Origin of the sequence: Prevotella sp. AGR2160, from assembly GCF_000424185.1 — a bacterium.
Lineage (GTDB): Bacteria > Bacteroidota > Bacteroidia > Bacteroidales > Bacteroidaceae > Prevotella.
On record NZ_AUJK01000005.1, the window covers coordinates 82,931 to 100,976 of the forward strand.

Genomic DNA, 18,046 nt, shown 5'->3' on the forward strand with positions numbered 1-18,046 from the left:
ACTTTTTTACTTTTACCTCGTGAGGCTGAACTTTACGCTCAGGCCGAAGTCGTGCGTCGTCGTCGGATAGCTGCTGCTGGAGAGCAACGGCTTATTCATCTGCATGTCATAATAGAAGCTCATGGTGAGCATACGACTCAATGTATAGTCGGCCATGAAACTAATCTTGAACGCGCTGTTGCCGCTGCTGGCCTGGCTGACCATGGTCGCGATGTCACGCGTGATAGCACTCTGGCTGCGGTAGCTGGCATCAAGGCGCAGGTTCAGCGAGTGGTTGTAACCATTGTTACGACTGTTATTGTTGTTTTTGTTCTGACCGTTCTTCTGATTGCTACGGCTCTTCTGCTTACTCTTATGAGCCCGCGGACCCGTGAAGAAGTCGAAGAGGTTGAAGTTGTTCAACTTATATCCCATACCAATCACGAGGTCGTTACTGCGTGCCTCATTGATCTGAATACTCGTCATGCTCAGTGTGACGACACGCGTCTTGCGATACTCGAGTTTCGCCGTGAGGTTGTTGTTGAATGTCATGTCGACACCGAGCAACGGAGAGAAACTCTCGCTGATGCTCACGGACGACACGTCGAACATTGAGCTCGGAATCGGATAGTCCGACGACGTCTTCGTAATAAAGCCCAAGTCGTTCATATACTCCTGATAGGTGGAGTAACTGCTGTAGGAGCCGATGGAGAAGATGCTCTTGTAGGCATGGTTGATATTGAAACTCTTGAAGACATCGCGGAACCACGGCAACTTGCTCAGTCCACTGTAGCGCAGCGTCCAGTTCGGCAGCATCTTCGTCAGTGCCGGGAAAATCTCCAGGCCATGGCCGCCGATAGACGTATAGCTGTGGAGGAAAGCCGGGATCATCACGTCTGCACTATACTTATCCACTGTGCTCTGATCGGCCGACCACAGTTCACCTCCATGATTCATACCCGACGGATAACGGCTGCCGGCATAACGGGCCTGCACACGCTGCTGATATTCATCGAGGGAGTTGACAAACTTATCAAACGTCTTACTGTGATAGCCGCTCGTGGCATTACCCGTTGACTCGAAGGCAGAGCCGAGGGAGATCGTCGTCATCGTCAGACTACCGCTCTGCGTCGTCGTGAAGGCATCGTCGAGGAGGATGCTGCGGTTACGCGTCATCTGCCGTGAGGCCGTGAGGTCAATCTTCAGGTTCTTCACGGGCTCGAGGGTGGCGCGGATCTGCACGTTCTCCGTCTTGCTTGTTGTCGCCGGCGTGGAGATGGAGTCATTGTTCAACAGCCAGCCGTTGTCATAGGCTCTGCGGATATAGCTGTCACCCGTGAGGCCGAAAGCGAAGTCGAGACCCGGCGCCAGCGTGTTCATGCCTTTCTGTCCGAAGGCATTGCCGACGGAAGGCAGATAGCCCGGCAGCACCATCTGATACTGGTTGGTATAAGAGATATTGATATTACGGACCATCATCGCCAGACGGGCGACAGCCTGCGCCACCTTATACCAGCCCTTATCCTCCAACGGCGACTTCGCCAGGACGCTGATCTTTACACGCATGGCACTGTCCACCTTATTTTTAATGATGATCTTGTTCTGATCCACCTTTTTATATTTCACCTTCAGCGCTTTGCCGTCCATCGTCTTGGCAGAGACAATGAGGCGCTTCGTCTTCTTGCCGTGATTGACGGTGACCGTCGTATCGGGACGGAGGACGATCTCACGCTCATAGGCACGCTTGTTCTTCGGCAAGGCAGCCTTCTGCTTCTTCGCCTGCTGTTCGGCACGCCATTTCTTCTCGGCCGCATCAGGATCCTTGCCGGCCTTCTCGGCATCATCGCGCACCTTCTTCAACTCCTGTTGCTCACGCTCCTTCTGTTGCTGCTGACGGGCCTTTGCCTTTTTCTTCTGCTGATACTGGTAGTTGCTCGTCTCCTTGTTAAATTTCTCGTTGGCCTTCTTCAGGAACGGGACATGGTTGTAGAGGCGCTCGAGGTTGAACGTTCCCGTGAGGGCGAGGTTTCGGTTGTTGTTGATCGTATTGCCGAGGGTCGTACCGTCTTCCAGCTCCGTACCACGCTGCCAGCCGTAGTTGGCGGAATAGGTGGCGTTGGCATTCATCCAGTCGAAGACGGGGATAAGGTTCAACGGCAACTGGTAAGAGGCGGTAAACTGCTGGTTATAAGTCAGCGGCGTTCCCATGCGCTTGATACTCGTCCACACGGAGTCCTTCCAGGCCTGGTAGCGGTCGGGATAGAGATCCTTGTTCACAGGCGTGTAAGGCTCTTCGATCTCTGCGTCGGTGGCACTCTGGAAACTCATGTGGAGGTTTCGCGTGAGATCCCAGCGCATGCTGAAGTCACGGTTCCACAGGAACTGCTCATTGAAGGTCAGCGGCAGTTTCTCACCGTTGAGATCCTCAAGGTCACGCTCCTGAAGCTCATAGTAGCTGCGCGTCATCTCAGTGTTGAACGAGATATTCTGCGGCAGATAGTTGAATCCGAAGCGCTTGAAGATATCGAGCCATTTCGACTTCGACTTCAGTTTACGGAACGGCTCCCACGTCTTGTAGACCGGTGTCCAGCTATAGCTCATGGCACCGCGCCAGTTGTCCTGCCGCTCGTAGACCGTCGTTTCTCCGGCCGCATAGTCATGGGAATGGCTGTAGGAGAAGGAGAAGTTGGCGGGATCATACGGCATCGGATGGCCTTTCGTGGCGATACCGATACGGGCGTTGGAGACGGAGAAGTTCGTCTGTGTCGTCCGTGTCACGGCGATATCCTCGATAGAGTCACGCTCCTGCTTCGACGCGGTGGCATCAATGGCTTCCTTGAGTTCCATATCCGTATCCAACGGATTATAGCGCGGCGTATGGCGCTCCTTCGACACACTGTAATAGACCGGGATGGAGACCTTTGCCTTGTCGGGGAAGAACTTTCCGAGCTCTACGCTCGTCGTCACGCTGTAGCTCGACGCTGTCTCCGTAGAACGTGTGGAGGCACCATCTTCCAAGCCACCGAAGCCGTCGGTGACATACTTGCCCTGCACGTTGACACTACCGAGGTCGGAAAGCTGCATGTTGAGCGTTCCCTGGGCGGCCCAGCCACCTTTATTATTATAGTCGAAGAGACGGAGCTCGTTGACCCATACCTCACCGCTGCGTATCTCACTGCTCTTGTTGCGCACACCGATCATCATCGTCGTGACCTCACCGAGCGACGGGTTACCCATAATCGTCACCTTATCATTCGGGTGATCGGCATCATAGACGGAGAACGGCGTCGTGAACGATGCAGTGCCGAGGGCCTTGGCCTTGTTGCGCGCCTTCTTCAGCGACGTGAACACGCTGAGGGGGATATCGAGCATGTTGGCCGTGGGCCATACCTGAGAGGCACTGGCAGCCGTATATTTTCCGGCGGGCGTAACGGTCAACGGAATCTCATACTCATAATAGTTATTCTTATAATCACTACCGAAACGGATGAAGACTGCGAGCTGGTTATCTTTCAGCAGGCCCGTCTGGTCAATATCATCGGCATGGACGAACATCTGTATGCGCTTATACGGTGTCAAGTCTACTGTCTGGTTCTTATACACGGCCTTCGACTCGCCGGGAGAGAGGTTGGAGACGGTGAGGTTCAACGCCTGCTCATCACTCTCCACGATCTGCGACTGCGTAGGATCGGTCTCACGTTGGATACCTGGCGGCAGGACATAGTTGACCGGCGTCTTGTCACTGTTCTCCTCCAAACCGACGGAGCTGGCGGTCAGCGAGCCCGTGCCCGAAGCGTTGTCGAGGTCCTGCTCGTAGACACGCCACGTGCCACTGACAAGATCGAGGTCAGCAAAGCGGAGGACGATGGGCTTCTTGAAGTTCGTCAGGAACATACGCATGAAACGGATGGACGTGAAGTCACTGATTCCGCCGACACGGGAGTCGAAATCCTTCAACGGGATACGGAACTGATACCACGTGACATCGCCATGCTGGCCGTTGCGCAGCACAGGGCGCGTCTCACGGCTGTCGACGATATAGCCCTTGCCGACCTGCATGTCCTCGGGACGAAGACTGATATGATACTGATAGTATTTCTCGTATTCGTTAAGGGTATAATCCTGGTTGATATCCTCCACGTCGGGCGTCGTCTTATAAGAGGTATCCATACCGCCACTGTTGTCGGGCGAGTTGCCCTGCGGGTTGTTGATATACTTATATCGGTCGAGGATCGACGTTTTGTTGGCATCCCAGTCAGCGCCACGGAAATAATGATAGTCATCACCGGCGGGATCGGCAAAGATACTGTCGAAGACGGCCTGCGTCACCTTACCCTGGATCTGGTCGAGATAGACACTCTTGTAAAACTCCTGCTCCTGCTCATCGGTGAGGCCGTTGAAACCCACATCCTGGAGGGCACGGGCACCGGAAGTCGTGGCGAAGGCATAGGTGACGACGGAGGTTGTCGGCACGCGGCCCCACTGCGTCGTCGTCCACGCGTTACTGCCGTCGACGGGCATACCGCTCTCGAAGAACTTCTTGCCGTCCTTCAGGACATCCTCACTGATATCACCGAGGTTGATATAGAAATCGCCGCCATAGTCGTTCTTATCACTCTGCTGATTCGTATAGACAAAGGGATCCATGAGCCAGAACTCGATATAGGCGATATTCGACGCCTCGAAGTCATTCGTGTCGAGCTTACGCATCATACCGCCCCAGTGTTTCGTGGGGTTGGCGAGATGACCGTTCTGCTGCAGGTCCGTGACGTTGAAGTTGTACGGGCCGCGCTCATCAGGATAATAAGCGAGGTTGAGAACGGGGAGCGTACTCGTCGTTCCACTGTACGTGCTTTGGTCGCGATAAGGGAAGAGTTCCTGCGTATAGACCTCACGGACGAAATAATTGGAAAGCTGGTCGAGGTCACTCTTGATATGGGACGGCGTCAATGAGGAGGTGCGGCGCGTGAAGAGCGGGTCAATATTATACCAGGCGAGACGGCTGCGGTTGAAACCACTCGTCAGACCCGTCTTGTCCTTCGACTCGGCAAACATCGACGGCACACTGGAGATGATCCACGACTGCGGCGTGGAGACATCGATCGTCGTCTTCGTACTCTCGAAGTCATCGAGATAAGACGCGTTATCCTGGATGCCACTGGCCTTCCCGGCGATGAGCTGGGCAAACTCTCCCGTGAACGACAGCAGTGAGGGCTGCGTGAGATGGAGGCCGGGGAGCTTGTCGAGCATATTCGTCAGCCACTGGCTTTCCTTCTTCCAGTTCAGGTTGACGCCCCAAAGGGTATTGTTCAACGGCTCGGCACCCATGGCGACCTTATTCGTCAGCGCCTGCTCGGAGAGATGCTGAATGGTACCGCTGAGCTGGAAGTTCTTCGAGAAATCGTATTCCCAGTTTGCCCCAAACATCGTCTTGCGCGTCTGGCCATAGTCGGTATTACTCTCCAAGGAGACATTGACGGACGTACCGGCGTCAATAATACTCTGGTTGAGGATCGTCACCTCACCGGCACTGTAATCGACACTATAGTCGACCCCCTCCGTCAGCGTGACACCTCCGGCGGTGACGACGACGGAGCCCTGCGGCACATTGTACGCGCCGAGGGAAATGACATTGGCCGACGTACCTCGGAACTGTCCCGAAAGGATATACTTATCCTTCTCCGCAATCTGTTTGGCGACGGTCTTCGTAGAGTCATAGAGTTCGGTGAAAGCATACTGGCGGGCTCGGTCGGCAGCGACGCCCTTGCCGACGAGGTAGTTGTACATATAACTACCGAACGGCTCGGCCTTCGGCAAAAAGACACGACCGTCACTGACGGTATAGCCGTCGACATAGTCGAAATAGCCATTCGCATGGGCCTTGTTGTTATTATCCAGACGGTCGGCATCGAGGACCTTCAGCAAGGTTGTACCCTTCACCTGCTGCTCGGGGATATAAGAGATATAGGTACCGGTGGTGTCACTCTTGTATTTCACGTCAAGGCGGAACTTGTCCTTCTCCACGGAAGAGGCGAGATAATAGACGTTCTTCATCATCAACCGCCAGTTGCCCTGCGCCGGACTGTTGCTCGTATTCTTCAGCGACTTGACATAGAGGGCCTGGGTGGCATCGGTATTATCGGTAGAGAACTCACCAACCTGGTAAGTCGTGCCATGATAAGTATACTCGAAAGCAACAGCGAGAACCTGGTCGGTCTGCAGCGTCGTCTTCAAGGACACATAACCAAGGGCATTGTTGACGGTATATTCCGAGGAACTCAACAAACGGGCATTCTGTACCTTCTCAAAGTCAGAGCCACCGACAAGGCCGGCCCCCTCGAGCGTGGAGGCCGTTTGGTCGATATTCCGGGCTGCAGCATAGGTGGTGTTCATCATGCTGTACTCGCTGTTCGCCTGGTTGGAGGGAGCCGTCCCCGCCGTGCCGCCCCACATCTTATTACTCGGTGACGGCTCACCGAGATCAGTAAGGGCAATGATGTTTCGGGTATTTGCCGTCGTTCCCGTCTTGTTCGTCACCCAGATCTCCACACGGTTGATCTTCACGCCCGACGAGATATTCGGCAGCGTCTTCATGGCGGCATCATAATGGGTACGGAAATAATCGGCGAGGAAGAAGTGACGGTTCTCCTCGTAGTTGGCGACATTGATCTCGAAAGGTGTCAATTGCACGCCACCCTTGGCACTGACGCTCTTCGAGTTACTCTTCTTTTGGGAGGCGACGAGCTGCAGCTTGAGCTTACCAAACTGCAGATCCGTACGGAGACCGAAGAGACTGCTGGAACCGGGAATCAGCGACGAGTTGGAGGGGAACGAGATATTGCCGGCCTCCACGAGCTTCACGATCTCATCTTCCTTGCCGTCATACTTCAACTTCATGTTCTGCGTGTCGAAGTCGAAGGTGGCATCGGTGTTGTAGTTCAGGTTCATATTCACCTTGTCACCGACCTTACCATTGACATTGAGGTTGATTTTCTCATCGAAATCCATCGACGTCGTCTTACGGTTGCTGATGGGCAGGGCGGGGTTGTCGACATTCTTAATCGTTCCACCGAACTTCAGCTCTGCCGTTCCCTGTGTCTTCACGCGTACGCCACCGGGACCGAAGATCTTCTCTGCCGGTCCGAGATCGAAATGCATATCGGTGAAGTCGAACTTCTCTTTGCCCTTCTTCTGGAAGATCTCGTCGTTCTGCTTCCGGAAATAGTCGGCCCAATTACGGCCGTTCTGCCAGTTCCAGTATTCCTCCGACGTCATCATGATCGGCGCGGAGATCCACGTGCCGCCGATTTTGTTACCGATGATATAACGGTCCAACGAGTCGTTATACTCCACCGTCTGCTTAAGGTTATCGGGGCGCTGAAGATCGAGCGGACTCTGATCAAGGTCCTCTTCGGAGATCGGTACCGTACGCTGGATCTTCCACCGCGGATGGAGGAGCGAGTCGGGGATAGAATCCTCATCAACGAAGATCGGCTGGGAAGAGATTCCATTCCCCGTCGTTTTCCCGTTTCCGTTCGCCGTTCCCCTCGTGACAGAAGACTGTTGGACCGTCGTTCCGTTTCTCCGCTGCCGGTTGTCCTGCAGAGAAGGCATGGCAAGAGCATAGCTGACAGCCATGACCATCAGTATAACAAGTACGGAGGAAAAGGGAATCTTGATTTTCAAAATTCTACTTTTATCATTTTTCTACCTTGCATGGCCGCAACATGGCGGCTACCAATAAGGGAGAATATAGGATCATTTAATTTTCTTCAATGCCAATTTCACCACCTGTTCCACGGGAATCGTAGGCTGTTCGGTAAGGATCTCCACAACAACCTTTGCAGACGGAGCGGGAGAGAAGCCAAGCATCGTCAACGCAGCAACGGCCTCATCCTTCACGCCATTATTCACGGCGGCCTGGGTGCCGGTGGTAGCATGGAGTTCATCGGCAATGCCGAGACTGACAATCTTATCCTTCAGATCAAGGATGATACGCTGGGCCGTCTTCAAGCCAATACCCTTCACGCTCTTCAGCAATTTTTCATCACCGGACGTAATGACATTACAAAGTTCCGACGGCGACATCGAACTAAGGATCATCCGTGCCGTATTCGAGCCCACGCCACTGACGGTGATGAGCTGCCGGTAAAGGGCACGCTCCTGCTTGGAGGCAAAGCCGTAGAGGGTGAAGCCGTCATCACGGCCTCCCGTCAGCAATACCTCATGGACAAAGAGTTTCACATCTTTCTTTCCTTGAATGGCCGTATAGGTGTTAAGGGATATGTTCAACAGATAACCGATGCCGGCAGCCTCCACGACAGCGGCGGCAGGTGTCAACTCTGCCAATTCTCCCTTGATATAATCTAACATCATAGTTTTCTAAATTCAATCGTATACCTCTTTTATAAACGCATTTGTTTTTATAATATTGTATTTTCCCTTTTGCGGAGCATGATTAATCATACCCTCCCGTTTACTTTTTTAATTTTTTACTTCTTTACTTTTCCATGTTCCTACTAACAGATTATTATTTTTTATGGAAAATAAGATAAAAAATCGGGCACAGATGACGAAATGTCAGCGATAAATTGTATTTTTGCAGCAGAATAAGCATTTAAACCAATAAAAGAAAGAAGAAATGAAGAAAATCAGAGCCGCCGTCGTTGGTTACGGCAACATCGGGCACTATAGTGTCCAGGCACTTGAGGCTGCCCCCGATTTTGAGATTGCAGGTATCGTCCGTCGTCAGGGTGACAAGGACAAGCCGGCAGAACTGGCACCGTATGATGTCGTCGATGACATTGCCAAACTGAAGGATGTCGATGTCGCTATCCTCGCCACACCGACGCGCAGCTGCCCCGAATATGCTGAGAAGATCACGAAACTCGGCATCAACACCGTTGACAGCTTCGATATCCACACCTCTATCCTCGACTACCGCACGAAGCAGATGGAGAACAACAAGAAGACGAATACCGTCTCCGTCATCTCCGCCGGCTGGGATCCGGGCTCGGACTCCGTCGTCCGTGTCATGCTCCAGGCTCTCGCTCCGAAAGGCTTGAGTTATACGAACTTCGGTCCGGGTATGTCCATGGGGCACAGTGTCGTCGCCCGTTCGAAGAAAGGCGTGAAGAACGCCCTGTCCATGACCATTCCCTTGGGTGAGGGTATCCACCGCCGTATGGTCTATGTGGAACTTGAGGACGGTTATACCGTTGAGCAGGTCTACGACGAGCTGAAGGCTGATGACTACTTCGCTCACGATGAGCTCCATGTCTTCGCCGTGAAGAGTGTCGACGAGGTCCGTGATATGGGCCACGGCGTCCACATGACGCGTAAGGGTGTCAGCGGCAAGACACAGAACCAGCGCTTCTCCTTCGACATGAGCATCAACAACCCCGCTCTCACCGGTCAGGTTCTCGTCGATGTTGCTCGTGCCACGATGCGTCTGCAGCCCGGCTGTTACACGATGCCTGAGATCCCCGTCATCGATCTGCTCCCCGAGAGCCGCGAAGAGATCATCGGGACGTTGGTATAAAGCCTCACCCCGTAGGAACATGATTGATCATGTTCCGTTCCTGTATGACTTGCCGTCTCGTGCTTGCGCTTTGCAAGCGCAAGGCGGCACGTTTCGTTTCCAGGCTCCGCGCCTTTATTTCTCCAGCGTGATCACGTTGATCTCCGGCCAGGCACCGATACGGAAGGGCACCGTCCCGCCTACACCTGTGCTGACATAGAGCATGCTGCCATTCTCCACATATTTTCCGCCCCACTCATTATACGCCCATCTCGCCGGTGAGAACCGGCCGATCTTGATCTGTCCCGCATGGGTATGTCCGCTGAGTGTCAGCGCGATATCCGTCTGATGAAGAACACCACGGCGCCAATGACTCGGGTCATGGCTCAACAAAATCTTAAACATTCCTTTCGGCAGATCACCGAGGGCTTTCTTCAGATCACCATAGTCGGGAAATGGCGGCCGACTGATATTCTCCACGCCCACCACGGCAATGGCGGCATCACCACGATGAATCAACGTATGATCATTCAAGAGCAGATGCCAGCCCATCCGTTCCTCCATATACTGCAGCACATTCTGATTGCGGCGCACATTGCCCTCACTCTTATCGGTTAGATATTCACAATAGTCATGATTACCCATGACGGAATAGATACCGTCATGCGCTTGGAGTTGATGGAGGACGGGAAGGAAAGGGATAACCTCCTCGGCGCCCACATTGACGAGATCACCGGTGAAGACGATGAGGTCGGGATGCTGCTCGTTGCAGACTTCCACAAGATGCTGGATAAAACGGCGGTTACGCAAAAAAGTGCCGATATGGATGTCGGAGAGCTGAAGGATGCGGTAGCCACGGAACGCCTCCGGGAGAAGCGGCGAGGAGCAGACTGCCGTACGCACCTTGATACGGCGCCAGCCAAAGACAAAGCCATAGACATCGGCCAACAGCAACAGGCCGACACCCACCAGCCCTACCCGCCAGCCGAAACAGAGCGTGAGAACGGCGAAGAGAAGTGCCGGAAGTGCCAGCACGAGCATAGCCCCGAAGAGGAGCCGCATCCGTGTATTATGTTTGATTCCCATAGCGAAAACATAAAAGACACTGCAAAAATAGTAAAACAATCTGATACCCGTTCGTTTTCTAAAAAATATTTGTATCTTTGCAACGTTATTTACCAATTGGGTTTCATGGATCAAAAGAAATACGGACTTCTCAGTCATATTCAATATCCTAAGGACCTCCGGCAACTGTCTGTCGATCAACTGCCGGAAGTCTGTAAGGAACTACGACAGGATATCATCGACGAGGTGTCGGTGAATCCCGGACATTTCGCGTCCTCGCTCGGGGTCGTGGAGATCACCGTGGCCTTACACTATGTCTTCAACACGCCGCAAGACCGCATCGTATGGGATGTAGGCCACCAGGCTTACGGCCATAAGATTCTTACAGGACGAAGGGAGAAATTCTGCACAAACCGGCAGCTCCATGGCATCCGTCCCTTCCCCACCCCTCTGGAGAGCGAATACGACACGTTCACCTGCGGACATGCCTCCAACTCCATCTCCGCCGCCCTCGGCATGGCCGTGGCAGCGCGGAAGACAGGCCACGAGGACCGGCATATCGTTGCCGTCATCGGTGATGGTGCCATGAGTGGCGGACTGGCCTTCGAGGGACTGAACAATGTCAGTTCCACGCCCAACGACCTGCTCATCATCCTCAACGACAATGATATGTCTATCGACCGCGCCGTCGGTGGCATGGAGAAATACCTGCTGAACCTCGACACCAACGAGACCTATAACCGTCTGCGTTTCAAGGCCTCCCAGTGGCTCTTCTCCAAAGGCTATCTCAATGATGAGCGGAAGAAAGGCATCCTCAGGCTGAACAACGCACTGAAGTCGGCCATCAGCCATCAGCAGAATATCTTCGAGGGCATGAATATCCGCTATTTCGGACCTTTCGATGGTCATGACGTGAAGAATATCGTCAGGATCCTCCGTCAGCTGAAGGATATGAAAGGGCCGAAACTCCTGCATCTCCACACGAAGAAAGGCAAGGGCTACAAGCCGGCAGAGGAACATGCCACGGTATGGCACGCACCCGGGAAATTCAACCCCGTCACGGGTGCCCGCATCGTCGACGACACGACGAACCAGCCGCCGAAATACCAGGACGTCTTCGGCGAGACACTCCTCGAGCTCGCCAAAGAGAACCCGAAGATCGTTGGTGTCACACCGGCCATGCCTACGGGCTGTTCGATGAACATTATGATGAAAGCCATGCCCGACCGCTGCTTCGATGTCGGCATTGCCGAAGGACATGCCGTCACCTTCTCCGGTGGCATGGCGAAAGACGGGCTACAGCCATTCTGTAATATCTACAGCTCTTTCGCCCAGCGCGCCTACGATAATATCATCCACGACCTCGCCATCCTCAACCTCCCCGTTGTCCTCTGCCTCGACAGGGCCGGGCTCGTCGGTCCCGATGGTCCGACACACCACGGCGTCTTTGATCTCGCGGCGCTGCGGCCGATCCCGAACCTGACAATCGCCTCACCGATGGATGAGCACCAGCTCAGACGGTTGATGTATACGGCTCAGCTGCCGGGGAAAGGCACCTTCGTCATCCGTTATCCCCGTGGCCGTGGCGTTCTCACCGACTGGCGCTGTCCGCTGACGGAGATTCCCGTAGGAACGGGGCGCCGTCTCCATGACGGACGGAAAGTAGCCGTCATCACTCTCGGGCCCCTCGGCAATAACGTCGAGACGATTATCAAGGACCTCGAAAAGTCGGGGACATGCAAGGAAAATACCATCGCCCATTACGACCTGCGCTTTCTCAAGCCCCTCGACGACCAACTGCTGGCAGAGATCGGCGAACGTTTCAAAACCATCATCACCGTGGAGGACGGCATCCGCACGGGAGGCATGGGCACGGCTGTCCTCGAATGGATGTCGGATCATGGCTACAGCCCACGCGTCATCCGTATGGGTATTCCCGACCATTTCGTGGAACACGGCACGATTCTGCAACTACGGGAGATCTGTGGCTATAGTGATGAACAGATCCGCCAACAGATATTGAATGTTTTATAAACTGGGTTATTATCACCCTAGAAGCAAATGAAGATCATTATTTCCGGCGCTTTTGCCATCGGTAAACATCTCGCCCGCCTGCTGTCGAGAAATCATGAGGACATCACCCTCATCGACAGTGATTCCGATCGCCTCTCCAAGGTCGGCATGGACTACGATCTGCTGACTCTCGAAGGACACCCGGGAAGCATTGCGACGTTGAGAGAAGCCGGTGCTGAAGAGGCCGACCTGTATATTTCCGTCACTCCCGACGAGGCACTGAACCTCAACTCCTGCATCCTCGCCCATGCCTTGGGAACGACGAAGACGGTGGCCAAGATTGACAATCCCGAGTATGTTAAGCCCGAGAACCAGGAGTTCTTCGAGCAGCTTGGTGTCAACAGCCTCATCTATCCGGAGATGCTCGCCGCCGTAGATATCAACAACGGTCTGAAGATGAGCTGGGTACGTCAGCGCTGGGATGTCCACAACGGCGCCCTCGTGATGCTCGGTATCAAGCTCCGTGAGACCTGCACGATCCTCGACAAGCCCCTGAAAGAAATCTCCGGCCCCGACGATCCCTATCATATCGTGGCCATCAAGCGACATGACGAGACGATTATACCAGGAGGTAATGACGCTCTGAAACTCTACGACCTCGCCTATTTCATGACGACCAAGGAATATATCCCCTATATCCGCAAAATCGTAGGAAAGGAACATTACGTCGACGTGAAGAACGTGATGGTTATGGGCGGAGGGCGTACAGCCGTACGGGCCATCAACACCATGCCGGAATATCTCAACGTGAAAGTTATTGAGATCGATAATGACCGTTGTGAGAAGCTCAATGACCTCATCAACGGCGACAAGGCGTTGGTGATCAATGGTGACGGCCGGGATATCCAACTGCTCATTGACGAGGGTATCCGCAACACACAGGCCTTCGTGGCTCTCACGGCGAGTGCGGAGACAAATATCCTCGCCTGTCTGACCGCCAAGCGCCTCGGCGTCCGCAAGACGGTCGCCATGGTGGAGAATATCGACTATGCCACGATGGCCGAGAGTCTGGATATCGGTACCGTCATTAACAAGAAGGTCATTGCCGCCAGCCATATCTATCAGATGATGCTTGACGCGGACGTCTTCAATGTCCGGTTTCTTACTTCTGCCAATGCTGATGTCGCCGAATTCGTCGCTAAGGCCGGAAGTAAAGTCACCCAGCATCTCGTGAAAGACCTCGGGCTGCCCGCCGGTGTCACCATCGGTGGTCTCGTCCGTGAGGAGAAAGGAATGCTTGTATCCGGTAACACACAGATCCTTCCCGGTGATACCGTCGTCATCTTCTGTCATAATATCAACATGAAGAAGATAGAGAAATTCTTCAATTAAAATGATCAATTGGAAAATCATATTTAAGGTCATCGGACAGCTCCTCTTCATCGAGGCTTTCATGATGCTCATCTGCTGCTGCGTAGCCTCTTACTGCCACGCCGATGACATGGCAGCCTTTCTGGTCTCTGCCGTCCTGACGATCATGTGCGGCTCCGTACTCCAGGTCTTTGGACGCAATGCCACGAATATGCTGTCACGCCGAGACGCCTACCTCGTCGTCACCCTCACCTGGCTCATCTTCAGCCTCTTCGGCTCCCTGCCCTTCATCATCAGCGGTTATCTGCCCAACTTCACAGACGCCTATTTTGAGACGATGTCTGGCTTCACGACAACGGGAGCAACGGTCATCGATAATGTGGAAGCCCTGCCCCACGGCCTCCTCTTCTGGCGTTCCTTCACGCATTTCATCGGTGGCTTGGGCATCGTGTTCTTCACCATTGCCATCCTTCCGAATACCGATCGTGGTGGCCTCCGTCTCTATTCCGCGGAAGCGACAGGTCCTTTGAACTCAAAACTACAGCCACGCCTGACGACGAGTGCCAAATGGATATGGATGATCTATGGGATCCTCACGGCAAGTTGCATCATCGCTTATTATCTTCAGGGTATGAATCTCTTCGATGCCATCAACTACGGCTTGTCAACGACGGCAACGGGAGGCTTCTCCACGCATAACTCCAGCACCGTAGGCTTTCACTCTCCGTCATTGGAGTATACCTGTACGATTTTCATGTTCCTCAGCAGCATCAACTTTCCCCTCCTCTATATGGGCGTATGTAAGGGAAAAATCCGTGACCTGCTGCATAATGCGGAGTTCCGCTTCTTCATCTCCCTCGCCGCCCTCTTCACGCTGATCATCATGATCGAACTGATCATCCACAACGGATACAGTGTGGAACACGCCTTCCGCAGCGGTATCTTCCAGGTCATGTCCTTCATGTCGACGACGGGCCTGTTTAATGATGATGCCGCCAAATGGCCCCATGTCACGTGGGTCATCCTCGCCATGTGCATGTTCTTCGGGGCTTGCTCGGGAAGTACCTGCGGTGGATTCAAATGTATCCGTGGTGTGATGGTACTGAAGATCATCAAGAATCAGTTCCGGCAGATGCTGCATCCCAATGCTGTCCTGCCGCTGAAGATCAATGGGGTCAACGTGTCGTTACAGAAACGTGTGACGCTCCTGGCTTTCCTCGCCACCTATCTGATCCTCTGCCTCGTCATCTCCTTCACAATGATCGCCATGGGCATCGACAACACCAATGCCATCACGATCACGCTGAGTGCGTTGGGAAATGTCGGCCCGTCACTCGGTCTGGAGATCGGACCTACGATGTCGTGGAGCATGCTCCCCGCTGCCGCCAAATGGATGTGCTCGATCATGATGCTCCTCGGCCGTCTGGAGATCTTCTCCGTACTGATCCTCTTCACTCCGCAGTTCTGGAAAGGAAATTAATTCATTACATCAACAAATACTTTATTTATGAAACCATTCACATTCAAACCTTTACTGAAGTCTACCCTTTGGGGAGGTGACAAGATCATTCCATTCAAACACCTTGATGTCAAGCAGGACAATGTCGGCGAGAGTTGGGAGATCTCCGGTGTGCCCGGCAACGAGACGGTCGTTGCCGATGGTCCTTATGCCGGCTATTGGCTCAACGAACTCGTGAAAGAGCTCAAAGGAAGCCTTGTCGGTCTGGAGAACTACAAGCGCTTCGGTGATGAGTTTCCCTTGCTCATCAAGTTCATTGATGCCCGGCAGCAGCTCTCCATCCAGGTGCATCCCAACGACGAGATTGCCCACAAGCAGGGCAAGGAGCGTGGCAAGACGGAGATGTGGTATGCTCTCGACTCCGATCCTGATGCCCATCTGATGTGTGGCCTGAAAAAGAAAATCACGCCGGAAGAGTATAAGGAGATGGTCGCCAACGACACCATCGTCGACGCACTTGCCAACTACAGCGTGAAAGAGGGAGATTGCTTCTTCATCCCCGCCGGTCGTATCCATGCTATCGGTGCCGGCTGCTTCGTCACGGAGATCCAGCAGACGAGTGACGTCACCTACCGCATCTATGACTTCAAGCGAAAGGACAAGAACGGCAACTACCGCGAGTTGCACACGGAGCAGGCCGCCGAGTGCATCGACTACCATGTGCAGGACAACTACCGTCAGCAGTATGTCCCGGCAAAGGACAAGGGCGTGAAGCTCGTCAACTGCCCGTATTTCACCACCTCTGTTTACGATCTCACGGAGCCGCATACCATCGACTACAGTGAGCTCGACAGCTTCGTGATCCTCATCTGCACGAAGGGAAAGGCCGAGATGTCGGACAACGAGGGGAATACCTGGACCCTCTCTGCCGGTCAGACGATCCTCATCCCCGCCACGACGAAGACGATCCACTGCGAAGGGGTCGTGAAGTTTGTGGAGACGTATATATAAAGCCTCACCCCAACCTCTCCCCGAAAGGGAGGGAAGTAAATACAGAGACACGCCCTGCCTTCCCTCACTGAGGAAAAGCAGGGCGTGTCCGTTGTGTGCTTGCGCTTTGCAAGCGCAAGGAAGCTCTTCTACAGCAGCGTCTTGATGCACCAATAGCAGATGATACCAAGGAGATAGCCGACGAAGGCGATCCAGCTGACATGCTTCATATACCAGCCGAAGGTGATCTTCTCCAGGCCCATGACGACGACACCGGCGGCTGAGCCAATGATCAACATACTGCCACCGACACCGGCGCAATAGGCCAGCAACTGCCAGAAGATACCATCGGTAGCAAAGTCACCGACGGCCTGGACCGGATACATGCCCATACAACCGGCCACAAGAGGCACATTATCAACGATACTCGAGAGGACACCGATGATACCCGTCACCATATAGTGGTTACCATTGAAGGCGACATTCAAGCCCTTTCCGAGAGAGGTCAGTACACCAACTTCCTCGAGACAGGCCACAGCCATCAGAATACCAAGAAAGAAGAGGATCGTACTCATATCGACACGACGCAACAGACTCGTGACACGCTTCTGGAACGTCAAACCATGATGACCATGCTCCAAACTGCGATAGAACACCTCTGTAGTAATCCACAGCACACTCAACACGAGGAGAACACCGACGAACGGCGGCAGATGGGTGAGGGTCTTAAAGATCGGGACAAACATCAGACCACCGACACCGATGAAGAACACGGCCTTGCGCTGGGCACTGTTGAACTCCATGACCTCTTTCTCTGCGGCACCGTCGAGGAGAATGGTCTCGTTGGACCCAGCGAGTTCACCCTTGAGCTGGGTCTGCAGAATCAAGGCCGGCACGACGAGAGAGACGACAGAGGGGATGAAGATCTCGGAGAGGACGCCAGCGGCGGTGATGAGGTTTTTGTTCCACAACATGATTGTCGTCACGTCACCGATCGGTGAGAAGGCACCACCACTGTTGGCAGCGATGATGACGAGGGAGGCATAGATGATGCGGTCCTTATGATCGGGCACAAGCTTACGGAGAATCATAATCATCACGATCGCCGTCGTCAGGTTGTCTAGGATGGCCGAGAGGAAGAAGGTCATAAAGGCAATCTTCCACAGCAGGCCACGCTTGCTCTTCGTGTGCATAACGCGGCGTACCCAGTCGAAGCCACCATTCTGGTCGACGATCTCCACAATCGTCATGGCTCCCATGAGGAAGAAGAGAGTGGTAGAGGTACTACCGAGATGCTTCTCGATGATATCACTCACGGCCTGTGGGATGGCACTGGCATCCACACCACTGATATAGCTGCCGGGATTAACCATGTAAAGGGTCCAGCAGACCACGAACATCAGCAACGCCACGGCTGCCTTATTCACTTTCGTCACGCTCTCCAGGGCTATGAAGAGATAGCCGATGATGAAGACCGCAACAATTACTGTTGTTAAAGTTGTCATATATAATTTGTTTAATAGTTTTTCTGCAATACGATCTTTTTACTATTATGGTATGAGACATCAGCAATCATGTCCCTGCGTTTGCGTCTTTTTAGGCGGGATCTATACAATCATGTCCCTACGGTAATTGTTAATCTTTTGCAA

The 18,046-nt window shown here is 53.6% G+C and carries 9 protein-coding genes; 5 read left to right on the forward strand and 4 right to left on the reverse strand.

Translation table 11 applies throughout. The annotated features are described in order from the left end of the window. Positions 1-12 precede the first annotated feature (12 nt). Both sprA and ruvA read right to left on the reverse strand, forming a co-directional pair. Complete coding sequence (gene sprA, locus G604_RS0105175) at positions 13-7,623, reverse strand: cell surface protein SprA (RefSeq protein WP_231376059.1); 7,611 nt, start codon at positions 7,621-7,623, stop codon at positions 13-15. 114 nt (positions 7,624-7,737) lie between these two features. Next, a complete protein-coding gene (ruvA, locus tag G604_RS0105180; protein ID WP_028909629.1) occupies positions 7,738-8,352 on the reverse strand; it encodes a Holliday junction branch migration protein RuvA in 615 nt (204 codons plus the stop codon). Between the two features lie 268 nt (positions 8,353-8,620). On the opposite strand from ruvA, the gene G604_RS0105185 reads away from it, so the two are divergent. Next, a complete protein-coding gene (locus tag G604_RS0105185) occupies positions 8,621-9,520 on the forward strand; it encodes a diaminopimelate dehydrogenase (RefSeq protein ID WP_028909630.1) in 900 nt (299 codons plus the stop codon). A gap of 114 nt (positions 9,521-9,634) precedes the next feature. On the opposite strand, the gene G604_RS0105190 is transcribed toward G604_RS0105185, so the two are convergent. Further along, positions 9,635-10,585, reverse strand: a complete 951-nt coding sequence (locus G604_RS0105190) for a metallophosphoesterase (protein ID WP_036904688.1) — start codon at positions 10,583-10,585, stop codon at positions 9,635-9,637. A 105-nt stretch (positions 10,586-10,690) separates the two neighbouring features. On the opposite strand from G604_RS0105190, the gene dxs reads away from it, so the two are divergent. The 4 genes from dxs to G604_RS0105210 are packed head-to-tail and all read left to right on the forward strand — an operon-like array spanning position 10,691 to position 16,418. Then, complete coding sequence (gene dxs / locus G604_RS0105195) at positions 10,691-12,598, forward strand: 1-deoxy-D-xylulose-5-phosphate synthase (RefSeq protein ID WP_028909632.1); 1,908 nt, start codon at positions 10,691-10,693, stop codon at positions 12,596-12,598. A 27-nt stretch (positions 12,599-12,625) separates the two neighbouring features. Further along, positions 12,626-13,969, forward strand: coding sequence for a Trk system potassium transporter TrkA (gene trkA, locus G604_RS0105200; RefSeq protein ID WP_028909633.1), 1,344 nt, complete (start codon positions 12,626-12,628; stop codon positions 13,967-13,969). A 1-nt stretch (position 13,970) separates the two neighbouring features. Continuing rightward, positions 13,971-15,428 carry a TrkH family potassium uptake protein gene (locus G604_RS0105205; RefSeq protein ID WP_028909634.1) on the forward strand — a complete coding sequence of 486 codons (1,458 nt, stop codon included), beginning with the start codon at positions 13,971-13,973 and terminating at the stop codon, positions 15,426-15,428. A gap of 27 nt (positions 15,429-15,455) precedes the next feature. Then, positions 15,456-16,418 carry a type I phosphomannose isomerase catalytic subunit gene (locus G604_RS0105210; protein ID WP_028909635.1) on the forward strand — a complete coding sequence of 321 codons (963 nt, stop codon included), beginning with the start codon at positions 15,456-15,458 and terminating at the stop codon, positions 16,416-16,418. Between the two features lie 128 nt (positions 16,419-16,546). Here the strand turns inward: G604_RS0105210 and nhaD are convergent, their stop codons facing one another. After that, on the reverse strand, positions 16,547-17,902 hold the full coding sequence (gene nhaD, locus G604_RS0105215) for a sodium:proton antiporter NhaD (RefSeq protein WP_028909636.1): 1,356 nt from the start codon (positions 17,900-17,902) through the stop codon (positions 16,547-16,549). Between the last annotated feature and the right edge of the window lie 144 nt (positions 17,903-18,046).